Source organism: Massilimicrobiota sp. An105 (assembly GCF_002161155.1).
In the GTDB taxonomy this organism is placed as follows: domain Bacteria; phylum Bacillota_I; class Bacilli_A; order Erysipelotrichales; family Coprobacillaceae; genus Allocoprobacillus; species Allocoprobacillus merdigallinarum.
The window spans coordinates 23,391-47,007 of the sequence record NZ_NFLY01000017.1 but is presented as its reverse complement, the minus strand read 5'-3'; the positions used below and the strand labels follow the sequence as shown (position 1 = coordinate 47,007).

At 31.9% G+C, this 23,617-nt stretch carries 23 protein-coding genes; 13 read left to right on the top strand and 10 right to left on the bottom strand.

The annotated features are described in order from the left end of the window. Positions 1–454 precede the first annotated feature (454 nt). From secA to B5E48_RS06510, 3 genes are read left to right on the top strand one after another with little or no spacing between them, the layout of a single operon-like run. Positions 455–3,103, top strand: a complete 2,649-nt coding sequence (gene secA / locus B5E48_RS06520) for a preprotein translocase subunit SecA (protein ID WP_087304506.1) — start codon at positions 455–457, stop codon at positions 3,101–3,103. Beyond that, the gene (gene prfB, locus B5E48_RS06515) at positions 3,103–4,212 is read left to right on the top strand and encodes a peptide chain release factor 2 (RefSeq protein WP_087304505.1); all 1,110 of its coding nucleotides are present in this window, start codon (positions 3,103–3,105) and stop codon (positions 4,210–4,212) included. Before secA ends, prfB begins: the two co-directional genes overlap by 1 nt. Continuing rightward, positions 4,212–5,099: a YitT family protein gene (locus B5E48_RS06510; protein ID WP_087304504.1), complete on the top strand. Its 888-nt coding sequence runs from the start codon at positions 4,212–4,214 to the stop codon at positions 5,097–5,099. Before prfB ends, B5E48_RS06510 begins: the two co-directional genes overlap by 1 nt. A 70-nt stretch (positions 5,100–5,169) precedes the next feature. On the opposite strand, the gene B5E48_RS06505 is transcribed toward B5E48_RS06510, so the two are convergent. The 3 genes from B5E48_RS06505 to B5E48_RS06495 are packed head-to-tail and all read right to left on the bottom strand — an operon-like array spanning position 5,170 to position 6,735. Then, positions 5,170–5,589: a DUF6120 family protein gene (locus B5E48_RS06505; RefSeq protein WP_087304503.1), complete on the bottom strand. Its 420-nt coding sequence runs from the start codon at positions 5,587–5,589 to the stop codon at positions 5,170–5,172. Next, positions 5,567–5,875, bottom strand: a complete 309-nt coding sequence (locus B5E48_RS06500) for a hypothetical protein (RefSeq protein ID WP_087304502.1) — start codon at positions 5,873–5,875, stop codon at positions 5,567–5,569. The genes B5E48_RS06505 and B5E48_RS06500 overlap by 23 nt, the downstream gene beginning before the upstream one ends. 5 nt (positions 5,876–5,880) lie before the next feature. Beyond that, positions 5,881–6,735 (bottom strand): LysR family transcriptional regulator, encoded by an 855-nt coding sequence (locus tag B5E48_RS06495; RefSeq protein WP_087304501.1) that lies wholly within the window; start codon positions 6,733–6,735, stop codon positions 5,881–5,883. Between the two features lie 107 nt (positions 6,736–6,842). Between B5E48_RS06495 and B5E48_RS06490 the strand changes: the two genes are divergently transcribed. Both B5E48_RS06490 and B5E48_RS06485 read left to right on the top strand, forming a co-directional pair. Beyond that, on the top strand, positions 6,843–8,537 hold the full coding sequence (locus B5E48_RS06490) for an ABC transporter ATP-binding protein (protein WP_343286328.1): 1,695 nt from the start codon (positions 6,843–6,845) through the stop codon (positions 8,535–8,537). Beyond that, positions 8,538–10,274: an ABC transporter ATP-binding protein gene (locus B5E48_RS06485; protein WP_087304499.1), complete on the top strand. Its 1,737-nt coding sequence runs from the start codon at positions 8,538–8,540 to the stop codon at positions 10,272–10,274. It abuts the gene before it with no gap. A 24-nt stretch (positions 10,275–10,298) separates the two neighbouring features. Here the strand turns inward: B5E48_RS06485 and B5E48_RS06480 are convergent, their stop codons facing one another. Beyond that, positions 10,299–10,787, bottom strand: coding sequence for a hypothetical protein (locus tag B5E48_RS06480; protein WP_087304498.1), 489 nt, complete (start codon positions 10,785–10,787; stop codon positions 10,299–10,301). A gap of 123 nt (positions 10,788–10,910) precedes the next feature. On the opposite strand from B5E48_RS06480, the gene B5E48_RS06475 reads away from it, so the two are divergent. Further along, positions 10,911–11,639 (top strand): acyl-[acyl-carrier-protein] thioesterase, encoded by a 729-nt coding sequence (locus B5E48_RS06475; RefSeq protein WP_087304497.1) that lies wholly within the window; start codon positions 10,911–10,913, stop codon positions 11,637–11,639. A gap of 171 nt (positions 11,640–11,810) precedes the next feature. Here the strand turns inward: B5E48_RS06475 and B5E48_RS06470 are convergent, their stop codons facing one another. Then, positions 11,811–13,163, bottom strand: coding sequence for an MATE family efflux transporter (locus B5E48_RS06470; protein ID WP_206407326.1), 1,353 nt, complete (start codon positions 13,161–13,163; stop codon positions 11,811–11,813). An 83-nt stretch (positions 13,164–13,246) separates the two neighbouring features. Between B5E48_RS06470 and B5E48_RS06465 the strand changes: the two genes are divergently transcribed. Then, complete coding sequence (locus B5E48_RS06465; protein WP_087304495.1) at positions 13,247–13,837, top strand: hypothetical protein; 591 nt, start codon at positions 13,247–13,249, stop codon at positions 13,835–13,837. Here the strand turns inward: B5E48_RS06465 and B5E48_RS06460 are convergent. Beyond that, a complete protein-coding gene (locus tag B5E48_RS06460) occupies positions 13,828–14,733 on the bottom strand; it encodes an RluA family pseudouridine synthase (protein ID WP_087304494.1) in 906 nt (301 codons plus the stop codon). The two genes, B5E48_RS06465 and B5E48_RS06460, sit on opposite strands and share 10 nt — an antisense overlap. After that, positions 14,730–15,539: a methyltransferase domain-containing protein gene (locus B5E48_RS06455; RefSeq protein WP_087304493.1), complete on the bottom strand. Its 810-nt coding sequence runs from the start codon at positions 15,537–15,539 to the stop codon at positions 14,730–14,732. Before B5E48_RS06455 ends, B5E48_RS06460 begins: the two co-directional genes overlap by 4 nt. 218 nt (positions 15,540–15,757) lie before the next feature. Between B5E48_RS06455 and B5E48_RS06450 the strand changes: the two genes are divergently transcribed. Next, the gene (locus B5E48_RS06450) at positions 15,758–16,516 is read left to right on the top strand and encodes a MurR/RpiR family transcriptional regulator (protein ID WP_343286329.1); all 759 of its coding nucleotides are present in this window, start codon (positions 15,758–15,760) and stop codon (positions 16,514–16,516) included. A gap of 28 nt (positions 16,517–16,544) precedes the next feature. Here the strand turns inward: B5E48_RS06450 and B5E48_RS06445 are convergent, their stop codons facing one another. The 3 genes from B5E48_RS06445 to B5E48_RS06435 are packed head-to-tail and all read right to left on the bottom strand — an operon-like array spanning position 16,545 to position 18,989. Beyond that, complete coding sequence (locus tag B5E48_RS06445) at positions 16,545–17,576, bottom strand: Gfo/Idh/MocA family oxidoreductase (RefSeq protein WP_087304492.1); 1,032 nt, start codon at positions 17,574–17,576, stop codon at positions 16,545–16,547. Beyond that, complete coding sequence (locus B5E48_RS06440) at positions 17,563–18,546, bottom strand: Gfo/Idh/MocA family protein (protein ID WP_087304491.1); 984 nt, start codon at positions 18,544–18,546, stop codon at positions 17,563–17,565. The genes B5E48_RS06445 and B5E48_RS06440 overlap by 14 nt, the downstream gene beginning before the upstream one ends. Continuing rightward, on the bottom strand, positions 18,543–18,989 hold the full coding sequence (locus B5E48_RS06435) for a heme-binding protein (protein WP_087304490.1): 447 nt from the start codon (positions 18,987–18,989) through the stop codon (positions 18,543–18,545). Before B5E48_RS06435 ends, B5E48_RS06440 begins: the two co-directional genes overlap by 4 nt. A 199-nt stretch (positions 18,990–19,188) precedes the next feature. Here B5E48_RS06435 and B5E48_RS06430 point away from each other — a divergent pair, with 199 nt between their 5' ends. From B5E48_RS06430 to fba, 5 genes are all read left to right on the top strand, one after another. Then, positions 19,189–19,461: a hypothetical protein gene (locus B5E48_RS06430; protein WP_087244150.1), complete on the top strand. Its 273-nt coding sequence runs from the start codon at positions 19,189–19,191 to the stop codon at positions 19,459–19,461. Next, positions 19,462–20,571 (top strand): tetratricopeptide repeat protein, encoded by a 1,110-nt coding sequence (locus tag B5E48_RS06425; RefSeq protein WP_087304489.1) that lies wholly within the window; start codon positions 19,462–19,464, stop codon positions 20,569–20,571. It begins immediately after the preceding gene. Then, positions 20,558–21,298 carry a TrmH family RNA methyltransferase gene (locus tag B5E48_RS06420; protein ID WP_087304488.1) on the top strand — a complete coding sequence of 247 codons (741 nt, stop codon included), beginning with the start codon at positions 20,558–20,560 and terminating at the stop codon, positions 21,296–21,298. The genes B5E48_RS06425 and B5E48_RS06420 overlap by 14 nt, the downstream gene beginning before the upstream one ends. After that, positions 21,291–22,454 carry a MalY/PatB family protein gene (locus B5E48_RS06415; protein ID WP_087304487.1) on the top strand — a complete coding sequence of 388 codons (1,164 nt, stop codon included), beginning with the start codon at positions 21,291–21,293 and terminating at the stop codon, positions 22,452–22,454. The genes B5E48_RS06420 and B5E48_RS06415 overlap by 8 nt, the downstream gene beginning before the upstream one ends. An 82-nt stretch (positions 22,455–22,536) precedes the next feature. Beyond that, the gene (gene fba / locus B5E48_RS06410; RefSeq protein WP_087304486.1) at positions 22,537–23,403 is read left to right on the top strand and encodes a class II fructose-1,6-bisphosphate aldolase; all 867 of its coding nucleotides are present in this window, start codon (positions 22,537–22,539) and stop codon (positions 23,401–23,403) included. Positions 23,404–23,617 lie beyond the last annotated feature (214 nt).

Genomic DNA, 23,617 nt, shown 5'->3' with positions numbered 1-23,617 from the left:
ATAGGTACGATGGGCAGCACCGCGCTTTTCATGAGAATAGAAACTTTCAACGATAGAGAGATAAGTCCTGCCCTTTAAAGTAGTTTTTTTAAGAAAATAAGCCATAAAAATACCTCCAATATATAACACCATTACACCACTATTATAACACAAAAGAAAAAATAATAAAATAATTTTTAAATAAAAAAAGCCCATAAAATGGACTTAATTTAAATTTTTCAAAAAAGATTACAAAAGAAACATGGTGCTAACTGCCAAAGACGGGTTTGAGCTTTATTCAACAGAACGTGGTTTGCAAGCCAGACATGTTGTAAAAATTTGATGAAATTGAGATATGTAGAAAACATATCTCTTTTTGTTTTGTTCATGAATTTTACATGATATTTACTTTGTTTTCTTAAGATTATATGCTATAATGTGAAATGTTTCAGTATGCATGAAAGGAGATTTATTCATGGCAAGTAAAAAACAAGAAATTAGAAAGCAATTAAAAAAGAAAGAAGCCAAAGAATTAGAAGAACTTGGATTGAATCCTAATGCCCAAATCGTGGATTTAAACGATGATTTAGGTGAAGATGTTGTTGTAGAAACATTTGATGATGTAGTGAAAAAACCATCACAACCGATTGAATTTAATACAACACCACAAAAGGAAAAGAAAGGTTTTTTAGGTTCTATCAAAAAGGCTTTTTCACAAGATAATAAAATATTAAAGAAGTTAGAAAAGCAGGCACTACAAATTATGGACTTAGAGCCTCGTTATCAGGCAATGAGTGATGAAGAATTAGCTCATCAGACTGATCTTTTTAAAGAACGTCTACAAAATGGTGAAACTTTAGATGATTTATTAATTGAGGCTTTTGCGACTGTTCGTGAAGCTGCGTTTAGACGTTTAGGATTAAAAGCATTTAAAGTTCAGCTTATGGGAGCTATTTCACTTCATAATGGTGATATTGCAGAAATGAAAACTGGAGAAGGAAAAACATTAACATCTATTTTCCCAGTTTATTTAAATGCTTTAACTGGACAAGGTGTTCATGTTGTGACAGTTAATGATTATTTAGCTGAACGTGATAAAACAGACAATGGAAAAGTGTATGAATTTTTAGGTTTAACTGTTGGGTTAAATAAAAGAGAGTTATCTAAAGAAGAAAAACGTGCACAACATGCTTGTGATATTACGTATACAACAAATGCTGAACTTGGATTTGACTATCTAAGAGATAATATGGTGACAAGATTAGAAGATAAGGTTTTAAGACCATTGAATTTTGCATTGGTTGATGAAGTTGACTCTATCTTAATTGATGAATCAAGAACACCATTGATTATTTCTGGTGGTAAGAAAAATACCGCAGCTTTATATATTCAAGCTGATAAGTTTGTCAAATCTTTACGTGAAGATAAAGATTATGAAGTTGATATTGAAAGTAAAACTGTTGCTTTAACTGCTGAAGGTATTTCTAAAGCAGAAAAAGCTTTTAAGATTAAAAATTTATATGATCCTGAGCATACAGCTTTGGTACATCATATCAATCAGGCATTAAAAGCTAACTATACAATGAGTTTGAATGTAGAATATATGATTGCAACTGAAGATGGAAGCCATGATATCAGAAATGCCAGCATTATGATTATTGATCAGTTTACTGGTCGTGTGATGCCAGGTCGTGCATATAGTGATGGGTTGCATCAGGCACTTGAAGCTAAAGAAGGAGTTCCGATTAAAGAGGAAACAGTGACATTAGCGACAATTACTTACCAAAATTTCTTCCGTTTATTCAATAAATTAGCGGGGATGACAGGAACTGCAAAAACAGAAGAAGAAGAATTCAGAACAATCTACAATATGCGTGTTGTAGAAATTCCAACAAATAAACCAGTTATTAGAGATGATAAACCAGATTTGGTTTTCGCTAAACAGGCTGCTAAATATAAAGCGATTTGTGACGAAGTTGAAAAAAGACATAGTTATGGACAACCGATCTTATTAGGGACAGTTTCAGTAGAAACATCAGAATTATTAAGTAAAATGTTAAATAAACGTGGTATTAAACATAACGTCTTAAATGCGAAAAACCATGCGAAAGAAGCTTTGATTATTGAAAAAGCTGGAGTTATGGGAGCTGTAACTATCGCAACGAACATGGCTGGTCGTGGAACTGACATTAAACTTGGTGAAGGTGTTCCTGAAATTGGAGGATTAATGGTTATTGGAAGTGAAAGACATGAGTCTAGACGTATTGATAACCAGTTAAGAGGTCGTTCTGGTCGTCAGGGAGATCCTGGGTGTTCATTGTTCTTTGTATCATTTGAAGATGAATTGATGCAAAGATTCGCAAATGAAAAGATGAAAGATAGAATGGGATCTTTCTTAGAAGATGAAGCGATTGAAAGTAAGATGGTCACAAAATCTATTGAAAATGCACAAAAACGTGTTGAAGGTCAGAACTTTGATATTCGTAAACAATTATTACAATATGATGATGTGATGCGTCAACAACGTGAAATTATGTATAAAGAACGTGATGATATTATGTCACAAACAGATTTAGGACCTATTGTAAGAGGTATGTTTGATCAGGCTGTAGAAAATACAGTACGTCAATTTACAAAACATGATGGTAAAAAAGATAATGTGGATGTTGATGGAGCATTAAACTATATTTCTAAAAACTATATGTTATTAGCTACGTTAACAGCTAAAAATAAAGAAGCAGTACAACATGATGCAAAGAAATTATCAACAAGTTTATCTGAAGTGATTTATTTACAATATCAAAATAGATTTAATAAAGATTTACCAGCAGAAGTGAAATTGGATTATGAAAGAAGAGTTTTATTAGGGGTTATTGATCATACATGGATTAATCATATTGATGCTATGCAAAAATTGAGAAATGGTATTTATTTGCGTGCTTATGCCCAAAGAGATCCACTTCAAGAATATACTGAAGAAGCCTTCTACATGTTTGAAGAAATGACAAAATCAATTTCTCAAGATATTACACGAAATATTGTTCATATGGGTATTGCACCTGGTAGTGAACAGGAAAAACAAATTCCAGCTGTTCAGATAGAATTGGAGTTTAAAGCAGATTAATGGAATTATATGAAATGAAGAATGGGCTTGAAAAAGCCCGTTCTTTACTCAATGAACTCTTTATTTCGATTGATATTGATGGCTTAAAAAGAGAAATTGAAGGTTTAACAGTTCAAACAATGGATGAAAACTTCTGGAATGATCAAGACCATGCTAGAAAAATATATGATCAATTAAACGAAATGAAAAAGAAAGCTGATACATATGATCATTTAATAACAGCTTTAGATGAATTAGAAGAAACTTATCAATATGTCAAAGAGAGTGATGATGAAGACTTTAAAGCTGTTTTGGATGAAGATTATTTAACATTTGAAAAAGAAATGGATGATTTTGAAAAAACGCTTTTATTTTCAGGTGAATATGATCACCATAACGCATTATTGGAAATTCATCCAGGTGCTGGAGGAACAGAATCACAGGATTGGGCATCCATGTTGATGCGTATGTATCAAAGATATGCTGATAAAAAAGGTTGGAAAATTGAAGTCCTTGATTACTTGGATGGAGAAGAAGCAGGTTTGAAGTCAGTCAGTTTGCGTATTGTGGGATATAATGCCTATGGACATCTAAAAGCTGAAAAAGGTGTTCATCGTCTGGTGCGTATTTCGCCATTTGATGCGTCAAAACGTCGTCATACATCATTTGCTTCTGTGGATGTCATGCCAGAATTTGACAATGATATTGAAATTGAGATTGATCCTCATGATATCCGTATTGATACTTATCGTGCTTCTGGAGCTGGAGGTCAGCACATTAATAAAACAGATTCAGCAATTCGTATTACGCACTTACCAACAAACATTGTGGTAACTTGTCAATCACAGCGTTCACAGATTCAAAACCGTGAACAAGCTATGATTATGTTGAAATCTAAATTATATCAGCTCATGTTAGAAAAACAGGCTTCTGAGCTTAATGAAATTAAAGGGGAACAAAAGGCTATCGAGTGGGGAAGTCAGATTCGTTCTTATGTTTTACATCCATATTCTATGGTCAAAGATAATCGTAGTGGTTATGAATCTAATAATCCTAAAGCTATTTTAGATGGGGATTTGGATGAGTGCATTTATGCCTATTTAAAATCAATGGTAAAGGAGGATGATTAATGCATCAGGCAAAACATCTTGTACGTGATACATTGCTTGTGTTATTAGGCAATTTAATTCTGGCTTTTGGTGTCGCTGTATTTGCTGTTCCATCTAACTTAATTGTTGCAGGAGCAACAGGGATTGCTTTGATTATTTGTGAATTTATTCCAGTCAATTATGCAACTGTTGTATTTGTCGTTAATATGGTGATGTTATTGCTTGGATTTATTGTTTTGGGTAAGAAGTTTGCTGCTGGAACAATATTAAGTTCTTTGATTTTTCCATTCTTTTTAGCAATGTTTGAAGCCATTCCACAACTTCAGCATTTAACTTCAGATATGTTATTATCAGCTATCTATGCTGGATTATTTACTGGACTGGGATGTGGCATTGTATTTAGAGTAGGGTATAGTACAGGAGGAATGGATATACCACCCATCATTATGAATAAAAAGCTTCATATTTCACTTGGAGTCTGTGTTTATTTATTTGATGTTGTTGTTTTACTGGGACAATCATTCTTTACGAGCTTTGAAGGTATTTTATATGGAATTATCACAGTCTTTATTACAGCTATTGTATTAGATAAAGTGACAATCTTTGGAGAAAGAAATCTTCAGGTACTTGTGATTTCTGCTCATCATGAAGAAATTGCTGAAGCTATCTTTAAAGAAATAGATCGAGGTTGTACTTTTGTCAATGTCACAACAGGATATTTCCATGATCAGCAAAAAGCAGTATTATGTGTTGTCAATAACAGAGAATATCCTGTTATTAATGATTTGGTTATGGAAATTGATCCAACTGCATTTATTATTGGTAGTGAAATACATAGTGTTAAAGGTAGAGGATTTACATTACCTAATATTGATTTAGATAAACAAATAAGAGATCATGTTTCTTAATGAAAGTCATTGACAAATCAATGGCTTTTTTTGTGTTCTAATGATATGAAATAAAAAAATATCCCTGTATTTATTCATACATGGGGATATCACCATAGTCATAGATAATTTCCTCCTGATAAAGAGGATAGCTTTCTATATAATTTTGATAATAAAGATAAGTTGTATAAAGGACATAGATGATACATGCCATTATTAAAGGAACAAGAATGATAGAAGCATATTGAAGAATTTTACGAGATTTCATATGTGTAATAGCATAATGATGATCGTAGTGATGATAAAAATCAATGACAATATCTTCAGGTAGTCCAAAATGATATATATAATCCTGATAGGAACAATCAGGATATTGTCGCTCATATTCATGTAATCTTGTCTTGAAGAATGTGAGAAACTTTTTTTCTTGGACATTGTGTAATGGAAATGTTGTATATAATTGATGATAATATTTTTGGGTATTTTTATTATTGAATTTTTGTTTTTTCATTTTGAAATAATGCCTCCATAGATTGATGAATATTTTGATATTCTCTTTTTAATGTTGTATATCTAACAAGACCAGGATCTTCAATATGATAGAAAACAATGTTTTCTAATGAATAGCTTGAAATAAGATGTGTATCTTGAAGAAAGAAAAGAGAAATAAGAATATCTCCTTCAATAATTTGAAAGTGTTTATTTAAAATCTGATAAATGTGTTCAGCGGAGAAATCTTGTTGTTTCAATAGATGTAAAATCATAATTTCAAATTGTGGGAATTGAGATAGTTGCATAAATATTATCCTTTCTGCTGATTCGCAAATAATTCAATAAGTGTCTGCAAAGACGTATTTAAGACTTCATGAGGACGTGTGATTAATGTTAAATCTGTTTTTAAAACTTCATCTTCGAGGATCACATGGTTCAGCTTGGAGTCTGGATAGAAAGTAAGGATATTTTGAGGCACAATCGCAATACCCAAACCAGCTTGAGCCCATTGTAAAGATGTTCTTGAATCATCACATGTAATTTTAATATAAGGATGAAAATGAAGATTCAGGCAATAATCAGTAATAAGTGATAAATAACGCTGATGAATAATTAATGGTTTATTTTGATAGTCTGACATATGTGTCATGTTGGAATGTAAAAGTTCAGGAATACCAACGGCGACCATAGGATCCTTTAAAAACGCCTGACAATGCAGTTGGCTTTGATCAAAAGGGGTACGCACAATACCTAAATCAATATGATGTGTCATTAATAAGTCTATGATTTCATAAGTACTTCCTTCATAGATGCGAAAAGAAACATGGGCTAGATTTTGATTTTGAGCTAAACAACTTGGAAGAATATTGGAATTAGAAGATGTGATCCCAATTCTTAAAACTTCATTTTGCATATCTTGAATTTCATGAAATGTCATCTCGTTTAAAGAAATCATCTGCAAGCTTCTTTTATAAAGGACTTTTCCAGCTTGAGTCAATTCTATTTTTCGATGTCCACGTTTTATTAAAGTCACACCGAGTTCTTCTTCTAATTGTTTCAGTTGCATAGATAAAGGGGGTTGTGCCATATGTAAAGTTTTCGCTGCTCTAGAAATTGTTCCTTCTTCTACAATTGTTTTAAAATAAATCATCTGTTTAATATCCATTGAATCACCATATCCTAAAAGTATACCAATTATATTTTATATATATTATACATATAATACAATTTTCGTTATAATAAATCAAGAAAAGGAATGATAAAAGCATGTGGATGAAATATTTAAAACCGTATCGTAAAGAAGCTGTTATTGGTTTCTTCTTTAAATTGATAGAAGCTTTTTTTGAATTGATTGTACCTATTGTTGTGGCAGATATTATTGATTATGGAATCTTACATCAAGATCAACAATACATTTTACAGCGAGGCCTTTTATTATTAGCACTAGCTTTATTAGGATATGCTTGTGCTTTGGTGTGTCAGTATTTTGCCTCAAAAACATCTCAGGGATTTGGAACTTATTTAAGAAATGATATGTTTAAAGCGATTCATGCTTATGATTATGAAAATATAGATGAAATTGGAATTCCATCACTAATGACACGTATCACAAATGATACGAATCAATTACAGTTGGCAGTTGCGATGACGATTCGTTTGGCATCACGTTCACCATTTTTAATTTTAGGTTCATTAGTCATGGCTTTTCGTATTTCAGTACCGATTGCTTTGATTTTTATTTGTGCAGCACCAATACTCGCTTTAGCGATATATGGAGTGATGTCAAAATCCCTGCCCTTTTATTTAAAAATTCAAAAACAACTGGATCATGTATCATTGATTTGTCGTGAGAATTTAGCAGGTATTCGTGTGATTCGCGCTTTTTCTAAACAGAAACAAGAAAAAGAACGTTTTCAGCAGGCAACTCAAAAACAAAAAGATATGCAAATACAGGTTGGAAAACTTTCTGCACTTTTAAATCCAAGTACCAGTGTGATTGTCAACTGTGCTATTTTGGTCATTTTGTATGCAGGTGGTTTACAGGTCAATGCGGGATATTTAACTCAGGGAGAAGTGATAGCATTAATCAATTACATGAATCAAATTCTATTATCAATGTTTGCATTTGCTAATGTGATAGTCATTTATAATAAAGCAACAGCTTGTTATAAACGTGTACAGGAAGTTTTAGCTATTCAACCAGCTATTCAGGATGGAAAATGTCTTATTGATAATCAAGAAGGTCCATTGGTGACATTTGATCATGTCAGTTTTTCATATCAGGGGAGCCATGCATTGCATGATATATCTTTTTCTATTCATCAGGGAGAAACAATTGGAATCATTGGTGGGACTGGTTCGGGAAAATCAACTCTCATCCATCTGATTCCTCGTTTCTATGAAGCGACGCAAGGACAAATTTATATCAAGAACAAACCTATTCAAGATTATTCTTTATATTCTTTAAGACAGATGATTGGTTTGGTCCCACAACAGGCTACGCTCTTTACAGGAACGATTAAAGAAAATATCTGTTTGGCTAAAGAAAATGCCAGCGATGATGAAGTCAAACAGGCCTTGCATTTGGCACAGGCATCATTTGTAGATGAGTGGAAAGATGGCATTTATAGTCATATTACACAAGGTGGACATAATCTTTCTGGTGGACAAAAACAACGTTTAACGATTGCCAGAGCATTGGTGAGAAATCCAGAACTTCTTATATTAGACGATAGTGCCAGTGCCTTGGATTTTGCGACTGATGCTGCTTTAAGAAAAGCCATTGCCACACTTCCTCAAACAACAATTATTGTTTCTCAACGTGTCAGTGCAATTATGCATGCTGATAAGATTCTTGTTTTGAGTCATGGTGAATTAGTGGGAATGGGAAAACATGATGAGTTGATGAAAACTTGTGAAATATATCAACAAATTGTCACATCACAAATGTCTAAGGAGGTGGCATAAATGGATATCAAAACAATGAAGCGTTTATTATCATTTTGTCGCCCGTATATGAAATATTTATATTGTGCTTTATTATGTTCATCAGGACAGATTGTTTTTACATTGTTGACACCTGTTTTTATTGGACAGGCTGTTGATCATATTATTGGACAGGGACTCGTGGCGTTTGATTTGTTATTTCAAAAAATGCTTTGGATATTGGGAAGTGTTCTGATTGCGGAAATTTTTGATTGGCTGGTAGTGAGATTATCTAATCGTATGACATATGCGATTACAAAAGATTTACGTGATCAATTATTTGAAAAATATGAAACATTGCCTTTAAGTTATATTGATAGTCATGCTCATGGTGATCTGTTAAGCCGTATGGTTAATGATATAGATTTAATTGGTGATGGTCTTTTACAGGGATTTACACATTTATTTAATGGGATTGCGACTATTATTGGAACGATTTGTTTTATGTTATATATTCAAACAACAGTTGCATTGATTGTGATTGTTTTAACACCTTTATCATTGGTTGTAGCAACAATTATTGCCAATAAGACATATAAGTATTTTCAAGAACAACTGGCTTTAAGAGGAGAACTTGGTGCTTATGTAGAAGAAATGATTGGCGGTGTTAAAGTTGTCAAGGCTTATGGTTATGAACAAACAAATCAGGAGCGCTTTGAAGAAATCAATCAGCGTGTTTATATCAGTGGTGTTAAATCACAGTTTTTAGGAGCATTAGCCAATCCGAGTACAAGAGTTGTCAACAATATTGTTTATGCCAGTGTCTGTATTGCAGGATCTTTATATGTGATTGGTGGCTCTATGAGTGTTGGAGCTTTATCAAGTTTTTTAAGTTATGCCAATCAGTATACAAAACCTTTTAATGAAATTTCTAATGTCTTTACCGAATTACAAACAGCATTGGCTTGTGCTTCAAGAGTTTTTCATTTATTAGATATAGATTCAAGTCCTAAACAGGGTTCAACGAAAACACTTTCGCATATTCAAGGACATGTCCAGATTCAACACCTCAGTTTTTCTTATCGAGATGATGAACCATTCATAGAAGATTTCAATGTGGAAGCAAAACCAGGGCAAACCATTGCAATTGTAGGACCAACAGGATGTGGGAAAACAACTTTCATTAATTTATTAATGAAATTTTATCAGCCACAACATGGTCAAATATGCATTGATGGTATTGATATTCAGGATATGAGCAGTGATTATGTCAGAAGTCTATATGGAATGGTTTTACAAGATTCTTGGTTATTTCAAGGAAGTATCAGGGATAATATTGCTTATGGAAAAAAAGAGGCAACTGATCAGGAAATTATAGAAGCTGCCAAAAAAGCCCATGCACATAAATTTATTATTCAGTTAAAAGATGGCTATGATACAATGATTAGCGAAGAAGGTGGAAATCTATCACAGGGGCAAAAACAGCTATTATGCATTGCGCGTATTATGTTAGTTAAACCACCAATGTTGATTTTAGATGAAGCGACAAGTTCAATTGATACACGTACTGAAAAGCAAATTCAAGAAGCGTTTGATTTAATGATGGAAGGACGTACAACCTTTATTGTTGCACATCGTTTATCAACTATCCAAAAAGCTGATCAGATTCTTGTCATGAATCATGGACAAATTATTGAACAGGGAAAACATGAAGAGTTATTGAAAAAGCATGGCTTTTATCATCATTTATATTATAGTCAGTTTGAAATACAAAAATAAAAACACGAGCTTCGTGTTTTTATTTTATCGAGAAATCATTTTTCTTAATTTTGTCTTATCAACAAAACGTGTTGGGAAACTATAATCTTTTTGAGCATAAACAAATGTAACTTTATTGTTATAAGTGAAATTCACTTTTTTCAGTTTACGATAATCTATCAGCATTCTTCCTACCATTAAGTTCTTACGACCTACTAGCACAATTGTTGAAAGAAAATAAGCATAAACAACTGTTAATAGTGCTGCTGCATTTAATCCATTATGGAAAAATGATGAACGAGAAGTGATGATTCCATATATAACAGCAATAATACCACCCATAACAGCAATCAAATAAATGATAGTTAAAATTACATAAAAAATAAGACCACCAGTATTTAAACAAAGCTGTAAAGAATGATCTTGTTTACGACAACGAAAAAACGTAACAATAATGTTAGCAATAGAATATGTAAACCAAAGAAAAATAATTATTAAAACAAACGATAGAACTAATGAAAAAATTTCCTGCATAAATTAAACTTCCTTTCATACTTCTCTATTATACATATAATTTTGCTTTTCGCCTAGAAAAAAATGAAAATATGTGAAATCTTTATGAATTTTTATTATAATAGACACTAGGGAAGTGAAAATATGGAAGATTTAAAGAGTTATGAAACACGTGTTATTGAAATTAATGAAGTTGATGATATGGGAGAATATTTCTTTCATCATCTTTTGAATCGTTTTGCTCAAATTGCAACAGAGAGCGCTATGAAGTTAGGTGTATGGAATTATGATATGATGTCAAAATATGGATGGGTTGTGGCTAAACAGTATCTTCATTTAGATGAACCTATTCATTATCAAGATTGTATTGAATTATCAACAACGATTTCGAAAGGAACATATGTAAGTTTTCCAAGATATTATTATATTAAAAAAGATAATCGTCTGATTGGCACATGTTCTTCTGTTTGGACATTATTAGATATTCAAAAAAGAAGAATGGTATCACCACAAAAAATAGGGATTACCTTTCCAGAAGCGCCTTTGGAGCATTTATTAGAATTACCACCAGCTATTCAAAAAGATATGGAATTCCAATATATCACAGAAAGAAAAGTTCTATATAGTGATGTTGATATTAATCAGCATATGAACAATACACGTTATGTTGAATGGGCATTGGATTTCATTGATTTTGATAAACATCATCATTGTTATATCAGTGATTTGAATATTCAATATCGTAAAGAAATTAGACCATTAGAAAAAGTTAAACTTTTTATGGCTGAAAATGGTCATCGTTATATTGTTGAAGGAAGAAATCAGGAAGATGAGGTTTATTTTACAATAGAAATTTATTTTCGTGATAGATAATTTTCATAATATGAAAACATTTTTATAAAATTTATGATATGATAAGCATGTCCCAAATATCTATAATCGTATTCGTTTTCCCGTAAGAATACAAACAGGAAATAAGTTGCTTTATAGCAACTTTTTCTTTTTTACAAAACAGAAAGAATAAAATATGATTTATGATGTCTTTTATAGTGATTTTTCCAGCCATTGACCACGTTGTTGACGATAGAGAAGCAATAAACCTCTGACACATAATTCAATGCACATAGCCAGCCAAACTCCATGTAATCCCATAGTTTGAACAAAAAGAACGGATAGAGATAAACGAACACCCCAAATACTCAAAAGATTGAGTAAGCTTGGTATAAGAGTATCTCCAGCTCCACGCAAGGCACCAGAAGCTACAATGGAAACACCATAGAGTGGTTCGGCAAAAAGTTCAATTCGTAAAACTTCTGTAGCCAGCTGTTGGGTCTGCACATCTGGAGTTAAGATTTGAAAAACAAATGGTGAAATGACAAACATAACAATCGCAATGATTCCCATGATGATAGCACCAAAGGCAACAGTTAAATTGGAAAAGGACTTTGCAAGTTCTTTTCTTTGAGCACCCATGCATTGACCAACTAATGTGGTTGCGGCAGCTTCCAGTCCATATCCAGGCATATAACATAAGCTTTCAGCAGTGATCGCAAAGGAATGAGCAGCAATTGCAATTGTTCCTAAAGGGGCAATAATCTTTGTAGACATCACCATGGCACCACAAATCGCTATATGTTCAAAAGCTAAAGGTGTTCCAATCTGAAAAGCATTTTTCAATGTTTCTTTTTCAAGATAGAACTTTTCATGATTTTGGAATTTTAATAGAGAAGAATGACAAGTTGTATACCAGAGATTGATAAAACAGACTGTCAACTGGGCAAGCGCTGTTCCAATGGCTGCCCCCACAACACCAAAGTAATGAATGAAAATAAGATTATAAATCACATCTAATCCACACATGGAAGCATTGAGTAAACTCGGTATTTTCATATTACCACTACATTGTAACATGGAACTGCATAAACTATTTAATTGTAAAATAGGTAAACTTAATGTGAAAACAAGAAAATAGGCAGAAGCATTATCAAAAATAGCTGGATCAGCACCTAACCATGTTAATAAACTTTGATTTACAAGCACACCGATGATTAATAATATACAAGAAAAAATGAGGGATGTGATAAGCGCGGTTTTGAAAGTACGACGTGCTTTTTCATATTGACTTGCACCAATGAGTTGTGCCACCTGAACCGCAAAACTGGTTGCCATAGCACTACATAGACCACTTAAAAGCCAGCTGCTGGTTGATACAATTCCAATTGAAGCTGAAGCATCAGGACCGAGATGTCCAACCATCGCAGCATCAATATATTGCATTAAAATAGAAGAAATTTGTGATAAAATCGTAGGAATACTTAATTGAATGATAATATTGATTTTTTGTTTATTTGAAAGTACAGATTGATTTTTAATGATTTCAGTGAAATTTGTTGCCAAAAAAATTCCTCCCATCTTTAAGACATTGGAATCATTATACAATATTTTGTGGGTATGTTACAATAATGTCAAGGAGGTCAAATATGAAAAAAGAATTGGATATGATTCATATTTATGAAAACGGTCAATGTATTGGCTATGGTGGTAATCAGGACTGGTTTTTAGATGATTGGGCCAAAAAGGCTGGTTGTGCCAGTGTTTTAGCAAGTCATCTTTATACATATTATTTATCTATCACACAAATGTCAAAGTCAGAATTTTTAGAAATTATGAATCAGATGTTTCAACGCTTTACTCCAGGAAAAATGGGTTATCCATTTTTATATAAATTTGCAAGAACATTTTGTCAGATGATGCAAGAAAAGCAGGTGTTCTTGAAACCTGTTTACATGAAACAGCCTAAAAGTTACTGGCAGGCTATGAAATTTATTGAAAAGAGTATAGATGAAGGTAATCCAGTAAGCTTACTGATTTTATCTCATCAGGCCAAAGAACTTGAAGATGCTAATTGGCATTGGGTTTGTATCACAGGATATAAACATAGTTGTGATGGAGAATGGATTATGTTTTCTGATTGTGGTATACGTCGTGAAATAGATGCTCATATTTTATTTGATCTAAATGAAAAGAATGTTATGAAAATGGTCAGTATGAAAAAGAATCCTCAAAATTGAGGATCCATTTTTTTTATAAGTTTCAACATATCTGATGGAGGCTGACAAGTGAAGGTCAGTTTTTCTTTGGTAATAGGATGAATGCATTCTATTTGATAAGCGTGCAACGCCTGATGATTCAACAGGGCAGAAGAGTGACCATAAAGTTGATCTGATAAAATAGGATGTCCAATAGCAGACATATGAACTCTAATCTGGTGTTTTCTGCCGCTATCTAAAACACATTCTATCAAAGAAAGATGATTCTTGCTGGAAAGGCAACGATAATGTGTACATGCCTTTTTACCATGAGGATGCACAATCATGCGTTGTTGATGGTGACGGTCTTTACCAATCGGTTTATCAATGGTATGCCATTGATGATCATGAAAATTTCTCTCAACAATAGCCAAATAATGACGATGAATGTCTTTCATAGACAATTGATAATCTAATAAAGGCTGTACAAATGCACATTTCACAAAAATCATCAATCCACTTGTTTCATAATCTAAACGATGAATAAAACGAACGGGAAGATTATAACCCTGTTGATGATAATAGCCACTGACACGGTGCGCCAAAGAATTTGTATCATCTGGTTTAGCTGGAAAGACTTGAAGAAAAGGTGGTTTATTCACAATCAATAAAAACTCATCTTCATAAACAATATCTAAATCTTCATATACGGGTGGATACATCCCATCATCTTCTTGAAAAGCTTTGAATGTCAATTGATCACCTTTGACTAATACTGTTGAAGGTGAAACATAACGATTGTTGACAAGATATGATTTATTTTGTTTCATAAGATGAATTGTTTTTTTAGATAAATGAAACTGTTGAAATAAATCAATGATGGATATAGGTGAATCAATAAAGAGTGTTAAATAAGAGTGACGAATCTGATATTTCATGAGACTTGATAAACTGTTATACGAATATCAATAGTCACATCAAATTCACCTAAAGTATCTAAAACATGACGACGTTCTTTTTTAATATGATAATAATGGGGTGTCATTTGTAAAAGATTGAGTGTATCTTCTTTTGTCTGTAAATGAATGGTCTGTTTATAATCATAACTTTCAACAACTGAAAAAGGTAAACGTATATGCTGATCAGATTTGATTTTAATTTCATCATAAATCAGTTCTTTGAATTCCACAAGATGATAGGGATTAGCTGTAACATGAATGATATAGCCATTTTTCTTTAGACAGCGTTCTATTTCCTGTGCATTAACAACCGTAAATAAAGCTGTTATAACATCCAAAGAATGATCATCAATAGGAATGTTTTTAGAATTACCTACAATCCAATAAATATCTTTGGTATATTTTGTAGCCATTTGAATACCAATTTTAGAAATATCTAAACCATAAATTGTTGAATCGTCATTTAATAGTTCTTTGATACGATATGTATAATAGCCTTCACCACATCCTAAATCTAATAATTGACGTGGAGAAGATGTATATTTTGTTAGACAGTGCATAACTTCATTTAAAATACCATCATAATAGCCTTTATTTAAATGATGTTGACGACATAGAAGACTTTCTTTATTATCACCAGGATTATTTGTGGCTTTATCTGGATTTAATAAGAGATTGATATATTTTTGTTTCGCAATATCATAACAATGACCATTTTGACAACGATAACTTTTACCATCGAGAATAAGTGGTTCATGACATTTGGGACAAGCAAGATGATGCATAAACTTCCTCCTTTTTTGTGCATTATATCATGTTTATATATATTTGAAAATACAAAGCGTCCTAAGAATGTATGCGAATGAATAAAACATGTTTATTATTTTGAAAGGACTTATCAAAAAGAAAAGAGGCATGTTATAATGGGAAAAAGGGAGTGAAGGCTATGAATATCATTGATTTGTTAGACAATGAAACTTTATTTACAAAAAATGAATGAGAGATTGTTCATTACATCAAAGAAAATCCACAGGCTGTCATCCTCATGACGATTAAAGAATTTTCACAGGTGACTTTTTCTTCGAATGCAAGTATTATTAGACTATGTAGAAAACTAGGCTATAAAGGCTTTCGTGATTTTAAAATAGACTTTATGCGTTATATGGAGTCTTTAAAATATGTCAGGCAGGATATTGATTTTTCATTTCCTTTTCAAAGTGATGAACCGACCTGGCAGATTATTAATAGCTTAGCGCATGTCTATAAGGAAAGTATTGACTTGATTAATAGTCAGTTAGATATAGATGAACTCGAAAAAATTGTGGATTTACTTGATCGTAGTCAAAGAGTCTTTATTTATGCGACTGGAGATTCCAAGATGACTGCTATGGGTTTTACTAATAAACTCATCAAAATAGGAAAATTCTTTTATATCGCAACAGAAAATAAAGAAGAAGTTTCTTTTTCTAAGGCTGCTACACCTCAAGATGTGGCCTTATTTATCACTTATTCTAAGCAGGATGTTTATCGTGAATCGCTCAGAATATTATTATATAATCATGTGCCTATCATCACAATTACCTCTAATCATGATGATATTCTATTTAAATATAGTCGCTATCATATATTGATTCCTCATAAAGAAAAAAATGAAAAAATAGCTACATTTTATTCGCAGATATCTTTTCAATATGTTTTGAGTATTCTTTATTCCTTGTTGTATAAAAAGCAGAAAAAGTCTATAGACAATAGACAATCATAAAAAGAGATTTCACAATAGGAAATCTCTTTTATTTTAAATTTTGAACTCCCTTTTCTAACATTTCCATTTGTAAAAGAGTTTGTTCATGTGTAATGATTTGCGGTTTTCCATTGACTATACAATCATAGATACCATCATAAACTCTCGCATAATCACCATCAACACTAGGAACTTTTTCTTCGTGATATTGACCTTGATCATCTACATATGTTAATACACCATAATGTGCAGGAGTATCCTTTCCAAAATCTTCATGATCAGGCATATAGAATAATTTCAGATGTTCTTCCTGACGATCTTTTGTTTGTTTGACAAACATTCCTTTTTTTCCATAAACAATAAAACTTGGTCTTTCTTTGATTCTAAAATAACTTGATTTGACAGAAACTTTTAAAGTCCCATAATAAAGATCTAAATCAAAATAATCATTCATTCTTCCTTCACCAAGCAATTGTCTGACATCATAATGAACATGATCAGGTCGACCAAAATAAGAAATCACTTGATCTAAAGTATGACATCCATGACCATATAAGTAAGAATGGGCTGGATCAAAGTGATCAACATTTTCTGGAACTTCAGGACGATAATAATCAAAATGCATTTCTAATTCTAATAAATCACCTAATTTTCCACTTTCAATGACTTTTTGAACAGTTAAAAAATCGCTATCATAACGTCTATTTTGATAAGCTGAACAATATAATCCTTTTTGATTCGCTAAATCAAAGATTTCTCTTGCCTGTTTTGAATTTTCCATAAATGGTTTTTCTACTAAACAGTGCTTACCTGCTTCTAGTACCATTTTGGCATAATTATAATGAAAATGATGTGTTGTACATACAACAATCATATCAATGTCAGGATCTTGTAGTAATGCATTGACATCTTCACAATATTCTACACCATCAATGGCCTTCCATATATCATGACGAACGTGAATATCAAAAATCTTTTTAATCATAAATTTGTTTTGTCTTTGTAAAACAAATGGAATATGGTAACGATTGGCACTTTTTCCATTTCCAATATAACCTAATACTAATTTATTGTTGATCATTGTCAAAAATAACTCCTTCCTGTTGTCTACCTTTTTCCATAACTTGAGCAACCTGTAAACTTAATTCTATCATGGCTTGTGCTTTTTCAAAATCTTTTTCATTAATGATTCTGATAAATTCTTCAAATTCATAGTATAAACGATGCTGATCTTGAGGGAATTCATATTTTGTCTGATGTCCTTTATTATCAATGAATGTATATTCAGTCATCTGATTCATAGGTTTATCAATCACAATAACGCCCTGATCTCCCTGAAGAGTTGAAGTAATAGGCGCTTTACAGTCTTTAGCTCCAATAGAAATCGCTTTTAAATGAGGATACTCTAAAACCATAATACCGCTTGTATCAATACCTTTTTCAATATTAGCAAAGTAATGCTGATTTTCAGGCTGTCCCATTAATCCTATAATAGCATGTAAGTTATAAACATTTAAATCCATTAAAGCACCACCAGCTTTATGATAATCAAAAGCAGGTAAAATACGACCTTCTTTAAAAGCGTCATAACGTGATGAGTATTGACTATAATTAAAGTTTAAGATTTTGATTTGTCCTAATTTGGATAAATGTGTTTTTAAAGATTGATAGGCTGGTAAATAATGGATATTCATAGCTTCTAAAATGATGACATGATGTTCATGACTTAAAGCAATTAAATCTTGTAATTCATGCGCATTGGCACAAATAGGCTTTTCAATAATCACATGCTTTCCTTTTAATATCGCTTTTTTCGCAAAACCATAATGCAAATGATTAGGTAATGCTATATAGACTGTATCAATATCACTGTCTAATAATTGATCATAGTCATAAAAGATTTGATCTAAGTGATACTTTTGACATAATTCTTCAGCTTCTTGTTGAGTTTGTGCAGTTGCCAGTAAATATGTTTTTTTAATATCGAACTTTGAGTAAGTTGTCATTAAATCTTTGACAATCATTCCGGTTCCTAAAATTCCTAATTTCATGATTGCTCCTTCTTTCTTTTTAATTTTTGTAGACAATGGACGATGATTTGATGATCTTGATCATGTTCTAATCCTGAAACAATACAACATCCTATTCTTTGATTTTGAACCATTAATGGAAAACCACCACCACATATCGCCAACTGGGAATCTTGGAGATAATGATCATATTGATGTGTTTGTTCATTCTGAGCCCAGATATAAAATGAGGAATGACCAAATGTTTCAACTGTTTTTTGTTTACGATTCAGCCATTCATCACCTGTTTTTCCATTCATCAGGTATTGAAAAACAATATTATGATGCAAAACAATACGGATACGAATGTTTTTGAGATGATCTTGTTTCACTTTTTCAACAAGCATCTGTCCTAAAATATAGGCATCTTCATGATCGAAAGACTGAAAAGATAAGTCCTTTTCTAATTGTAATAAATCATCCATATTTTCACCTCAATGAAATTATCTCATAAAATCTAAAAAAGGGAAATTATTTATAGAATTTTGAAAATAAAGTTCATGATTTATATGGATAATGAAAAAAAGTTGAACTTTTTTATCAAAATGATGAAAATCAAAAAAGGGCTTTATTTTTTTAAGAAATCAAGTAGAATAATGTTAAGAGTGATGAAAGGAGAAGTTTATGGGATTATTTAAAAAGAAAAAAACGGTCATTGATTATGATGCCATGTTTAAAGAACAATATAAGTCTATTAATCAAATCACACAACAGGCTCATAATGAATTGGATTATGTGATTAAAGAATCTTTATATGAAGTGATTGTAGAAAAATATAATGAATTGATTGATTTTATTGATCAGGGTGCTCATTTTGATAAAGCACATTTTGAAGCACTACGAGACAATGCGAAAAAAGAATTACAATCAATTCATCAGATTAATCAAAGTGAATAAATGAATATTCAGATTATTGAAAAGGTTATAGATGTCTTTAATCGCTATGGAGATGGATTAAGGTTTCAGATTGAACGTTTTGAGGAAGTTTTAAATGATGAAGCACCAGATATGATGGATGAATGTTATTTGGTTGTTTTAGGAATGAAAATGGGTGTTTTTGAAGCTATTATATTTGATGAGGATTTTGAAATCTCTCGATATGTTCGCTATTTATGTGAATTTGCTTCATTAAGTGAGGAAGAAGCTTTATTTATGGTGAGTGTATTTTCTCAAGTGATTGATGAAATAGGTTATTATTTTGAAATACCTGATGTTGAAGAGTTTTTAAAAACAGCTTATCAACAAAATAATGATTCACATCTCTATGTTCTGGCAAGAACTTATTTTTTAGGTTTTGGAATCAAACAAGATTATGAGAAAGCTTTTGAAATCTTTTCTTATTTATATCAGCGTGGATATCATGAATGTTGTTATTATATCGGTTATATGTATGAACATGGATATGGTGTTGAACAGGATATTGCACAGGCATTCAATTACTACAAACAAAATGTTGACAGCTTATCAGCTTTAAGGTTGGGGCTGTTTTATATGTATGGACGCTATGTGACTCAAGATGATCAAAAAGCAATCCAGTATTTATCACAAAGTCAACAAAAAGAAGCATATCTTTATAAAGGAATTTTATTAGAAAAACAGAGAGAATATTCTGAAGCTTTTCAATCTTATTTATTAGGAGCAAAGCATTTTCAAAAAGAATGTATGTATAAGGTTGGACTGTTATTGAAGTTAGGTATAGGTGTGGATTTGGATTTGAAAGAAGCCATGCATTATTTTATATATGGATATTATCTGCTGCAGGGAGATTGTGCCTATGAACTGGCTATGATTTACTTTGATGGTATTGTTGTGGATAAAAATCAAAAGAAAGCATTAGATTATTTACATCAGTCAGCACGATTAAATAGTTATGATGCTTGCTTATTGTTAAGCCAATTATATGAACTTGGACGTTATGTAGAAAAGAATCATCGCTTTGCTTTGTCTTATTATCAGCAGGCACAAATCATCAGGAAGGAAAAAGAAGGGGAATATGAAATTATATAAAAAAGGAAATGATCAGTCTTATACTTTAGGTGTTTTTCCAACGATTGAACTGTTAAAGCATAGACCAAAGGATGTCGTCAGAGTGGTTGTTCATTCATCCATTCATCAAAATAGGGGATATCCTATGATTCAAGAATTATGCCAACAATATCATATTCCGATTGATGTACATGATCGTACGATTGAAAAATTAAGTCCTAAGAATAATTGTTATGCGATTGGCGTTTTTAAAATCTATACATCCCCCTTACAACAGGCTCATCATGTTGTTTTGGAACATCCCATGGATATGGGAAATATGGGAACAATTATGCGTACAATGTTAGGATTTGGATATAAAAACTTAGCTATTATTAAACCAGCTGTTGATATTTTTGACCCTAAAGTCATTAGAGCATCAATGGGAGCCATCTTTCATTTGAATGTTGCTTACTATGACTCATTTGAAGAATATTATCATGCATTTTCTGATCATGAGTTCTATCCTTTTATGTTGAAAGGGGCTAAAAATATTCATCAGGTTCATTCTCATCAATGTCATAGTTTGGTTTTTGGTAATGAAAGTCATGGTTTGGATGATACATATTTAAATTATGGTCAAAGTGTTTTTATTCCTCATCATGAGGAAATTGATTCATTAAATTTGTCAATGGCATTAGGAATAGCATTATTTCATTTTTCAAAAGCAGAATTTGAAGGAAAAGAGGTATTAAGAGAAGATGTATGATTTTGATAAAGTGATTGAAAGAAAAGGAACAAACAGTGTGAAATATGATGGTGAAAAAATGCAAGATTCACATATGATTCCAATGTGGGTAGCAGATATGGACTTTGAAACTCTTCCAGAAGTCAAAGAAGCTTTGGTTAAGCGTGCCAGTCATGGCGTTTTTGGATATGCTACACCAACTGAAAGTTATTATCAGTCTGTCGTTAACTGGATGAAGACACGCCATCATTTTGATATTCAAAAAGAATGGATTGTCACAACTTCAGGTGTTGTAGGTGCTTTAAAATTAGCGGTAAGAGCCTATACACAAAAAGGTGATGCCATTATGGTAATGAAACCTGTTTATTATCCTTTTGATGCATCTATCCATTTAAATGAAAGAATGGTTGTAGAATGCCCACTTGTATTTCAGGATGATCATTATGAATGTGATTTTGAAGTGTTTGAAAAACAGATTGTTGATCATGATGTCAAGATGTTTATCTTATGTAATCCACATAATCCCATTGGTAAAGTCTGGACACGTGATGAATTGTATCAGATAGGTAAAATTTGTCAAAAACATCATGTTTATGTGATTAGTGATGAAATTCATATGGACTTTATTTATGAGGGAAATGAACATGTTCCTTTCTATAATGTAGATCCATCATTTGCTGAATTCAGTATTATTTGTACAGCACCATCTAAAACATTTAACTTAGCGGCTCTACAGACATCTAATATTATTATTAAAAATGAAGATCTACGAGAAAAATTTCAAAAAGAAAAAAATGCTTCAGGTATGAGTGATCCTAATATTTTTGGATTAGAAGCTTGTGAAGCAGCTTATACATATGGAGCTCAGTGGGTTGATGAATTGGTAGATTATTTATCTGGAAATATAGCTTATATGAAAGAATTCTTTGCTGAAAGACTACCAGAAATTAAGGTGATTGATCCACAGGGATTGTATCTTGTCTGGGTAGATATGCGAAGCTTAGGTATGAATAAAAATGAATTAGAAACATTTATGTTGGAAAAAGCACATTTATGGCTGGATGAAGGTTATATCTTTGGAACAGGTGGAGAAGGATTTGAAAGATTTAATGTCGCTTGTCCACGTTCAACATTAAAACAAGCTTTAGAACAATTAGAAAAAGCAATAAAAGAATGATAAAAAAGAGAATATTTATGGAAATTTTCATAAAATCAGTGTATGATATATGTGTAAAAAAAATGTAAAGGAGATTTGAATTATGGGATTAGTTTCAGCTAAAGAAATGCTTGATAAAGCAAAAGCAGGTCACTATGCTGTTGGTCAATTTAATATCAACAACTTAGAATGGACTAAATCAATTTTATTAACTGCGGAAGAATTAAAAGCACCAGTTATTTTAGGAGTTTCTGAAGGAGCTGCTAAATACATGACTGGATATAAAACAGTTTCTGCAATGGTGAAAGCAATGGTTGAATCTTTAAATATTACTGTACCAGTTGCTTTACACTTAGATCATGGTAGTTATGAAGGAGCTAAAGCTGCATTAGAAGCTGGTTTCTCTTCAATTATGTTTGATGGTTCTCATTATGGAATCGAAGAAAACATTGAAAAAACAAAAGAAATCGTAGCTTTATGTCATTCAAAAGGTGTATCAGTTGAAGCAGAAGTTGGTTCAATTGGTGGAGAAGAAGACGGAGTTGTCGGTAAAGGTGAAGTTGCTGACCCTAAAGAATGTAAAATGATTGCTGATTTAGGTGTAGATTTCTTAGCAGCAGGTATTGGAAACATTCATGGTAAATATCCTGCTAACTGGGAAGGTTTAGATTTTGATGCATTAGATGCTATTCAACAAGAAACAGGAACTTTACCATTAGTATTACATGGTGGTACAGGAATTCCTGCTGATATGATTAAAAAAGCTATCTCATTAGGAGTTTCTAAAATCAACGTTAATACTGAATGTCAATTATATTTCCAAGAAGCTACTCGTAAATATATTGAAGCTGGTAAAGATTTAGAAGGTAAAGGATTCGATCCTCGTAAATTATTAGCTCCAGGTGCTGAAGCTATTAAAACTTGTGTTAAAGAAAAAATGGAATTATTCGGATGCATTGGTAAAGCTTAATTTCATGTGAAGCAAAGTCAACTCATTGAGTTGGCTTTTTTCTGTATAAAAATACATATTCATTCATCTTTGATTATATGTAAAAGTGATTATTTTTTAGAACATTTCATAGAAAAAATAACAAAAAAAGACATCAACTTTGTTAAATGTGTAAGCGCTTGTTTGAATTATGTTATTATATTCTAAAATTCTTGTCAAATTTAAAGAAAACTAT

Excerpts from the sequence above, each read along its gene's own strand:
- secA (WP_087304506.1), top strand. The coding sequence starts at position 455 with ATGGCAAGTAAAAAACAAGAAATTAGAAAGCAATTAAAAAAGAAAGAA.
- prfB (WP_087304505.1), top strand. The coding sequence starts at position 3,103 with ATGGAATTATATGAAATGAAGAATGGGCTTGAAAAAGCCCGTTCTTTA.
- B5E48_RS06510 (WP_087304504.1), top strand. The coding sequence starts at position 4,212 with ATGCATCAGGCAAAACATCTTGTACGTGATACATTGCTTGTGTTATTA.
- B5E48_RS06505 (WP_087304503.1), bottom strand. The coding sequence starts at position 5,589 with ATGAAAAAACAAAAATTCAATAATAAAAATACCCAAAAATATTATCAT.
- B5E48_RS06500 (WP_087304502.1), bottom strand. The coding sequence starts at position 5,875 with ATGCAACTATCTCAATTCCCACAATTTGAAATTATGATTTTACATCTA.
- B5E48_RS06495 (WP_087304501.1), bottom strand. The coding sequence starts at position 6,735 with ATGGATATTAAACAGATGATTTATTTTAAAACAATTGTAGAAGAAGGA.
- B5E48_RS06490 (WP_343286328.1), top strand. The coding sequence starts at position 6,843 with ATGAAATATTTAAAACCGTATCGTAAAGAAGCTGTTATTGGTTTCTTC.
- B5E48_RS06485 (WP_087304499.1), top strand. The coding sequence starts at position 8,538 with ATGGATATCAAAACAATGAAGCGTTTATTATCATTTTGTCGCCCGTAT.
- B5E48_RS06480 (WP_087304498.1), bottom strand. The coding sequence starts at position 10,787 with ATGCAGGAAATTTTTTCATTAGTTCTATCGTTTGTTTTAATAATTATT.
- B5E48_RS06475 (WP_087304497.1), top strand. The coding sequence starts at position 10,911 with ATGGAAGATTTAAAGAGTTATGAAACACGTGTTATTGAAATTAATGAA.
- B5E48_RS06465 (WP_087304495.1), top strand. The coding sequence starts at position 13,247 with ATGAAAAAAGAATTGGATATGATTCATATTTATGAAAACGGTCAATGT.
- B5E48_RS06460 (WP_087304494.1), bottom strand. The coding sequence starts at position 14,733 with ATGAAATATCAGATTCGTCACTCTTATTTAACACTCTTTATTGATTCA.
- B5E48_RS06455 (WP_087304493.1), bottom strand. The coding sequence starts at position 15,539 with ATGCATCATCTTGCTTGTCCCAAATGTCATGAACCACTTATTCTCGAT.
- B5E48_RS06445 (WP_087304492.1), bottom strand. The coding sequence starts at position 17,576 with ATGATCAACAATAAATTAGTATTAGGTTATATTGGAAATGGAAAAAGT.
- B5E48_RS06440 (WP_087304491.1), bottom strand. The coding sequence starts at position 18,546 with ATGAAATTAGGAATTTTAGGAACCGGAATGATTGTCAAAGATTTAATG.
- B5E48_RS06435 (WP_087304490.1), bottom strand. The coding sequence starts at position 18,989 with ATGGATGATTTATTACAATTAGAAAAGGACTTATCTTTTCAGTCTTTC.
- B5E48_RS06430 (WP_087244150.1), top strand. The coding sequence starts at position 19,189 with ATGGGATTATTTAAAAAGAAAAAAACGGTCATTGATTATGATGCCATG.
- B5E48_RS06425 (WP_087304489.1), top strand. The coding sequence starts at position 19,462 with ATGAATATTCAGATTATTGAAAAGGTTATAGATGTCTTTAATCGCTAT.
- B5E48_RS06420 (WP_087304488.1), top strand. The coding sequence starts at position 20,558 with ATGAAATTATATAAAAAAGGAAATGATCAGTCTTATACTTTAGGTGTT.
- B5E48_RS06415 (WP_087304487.1), top strand. The coding sequence starts at position 21,291 with ATGTATGATTTTGATAAAGTGATTGAAAGAAAAGGAACAAACAGTGTG.
- fba (WP_087304486.1), top strand. The coding sequence starts at position 22,537 with ATGGGATTAGTTTCAGCTAAAGAAATGCTTGATAAAGCAAAAGCAGGT.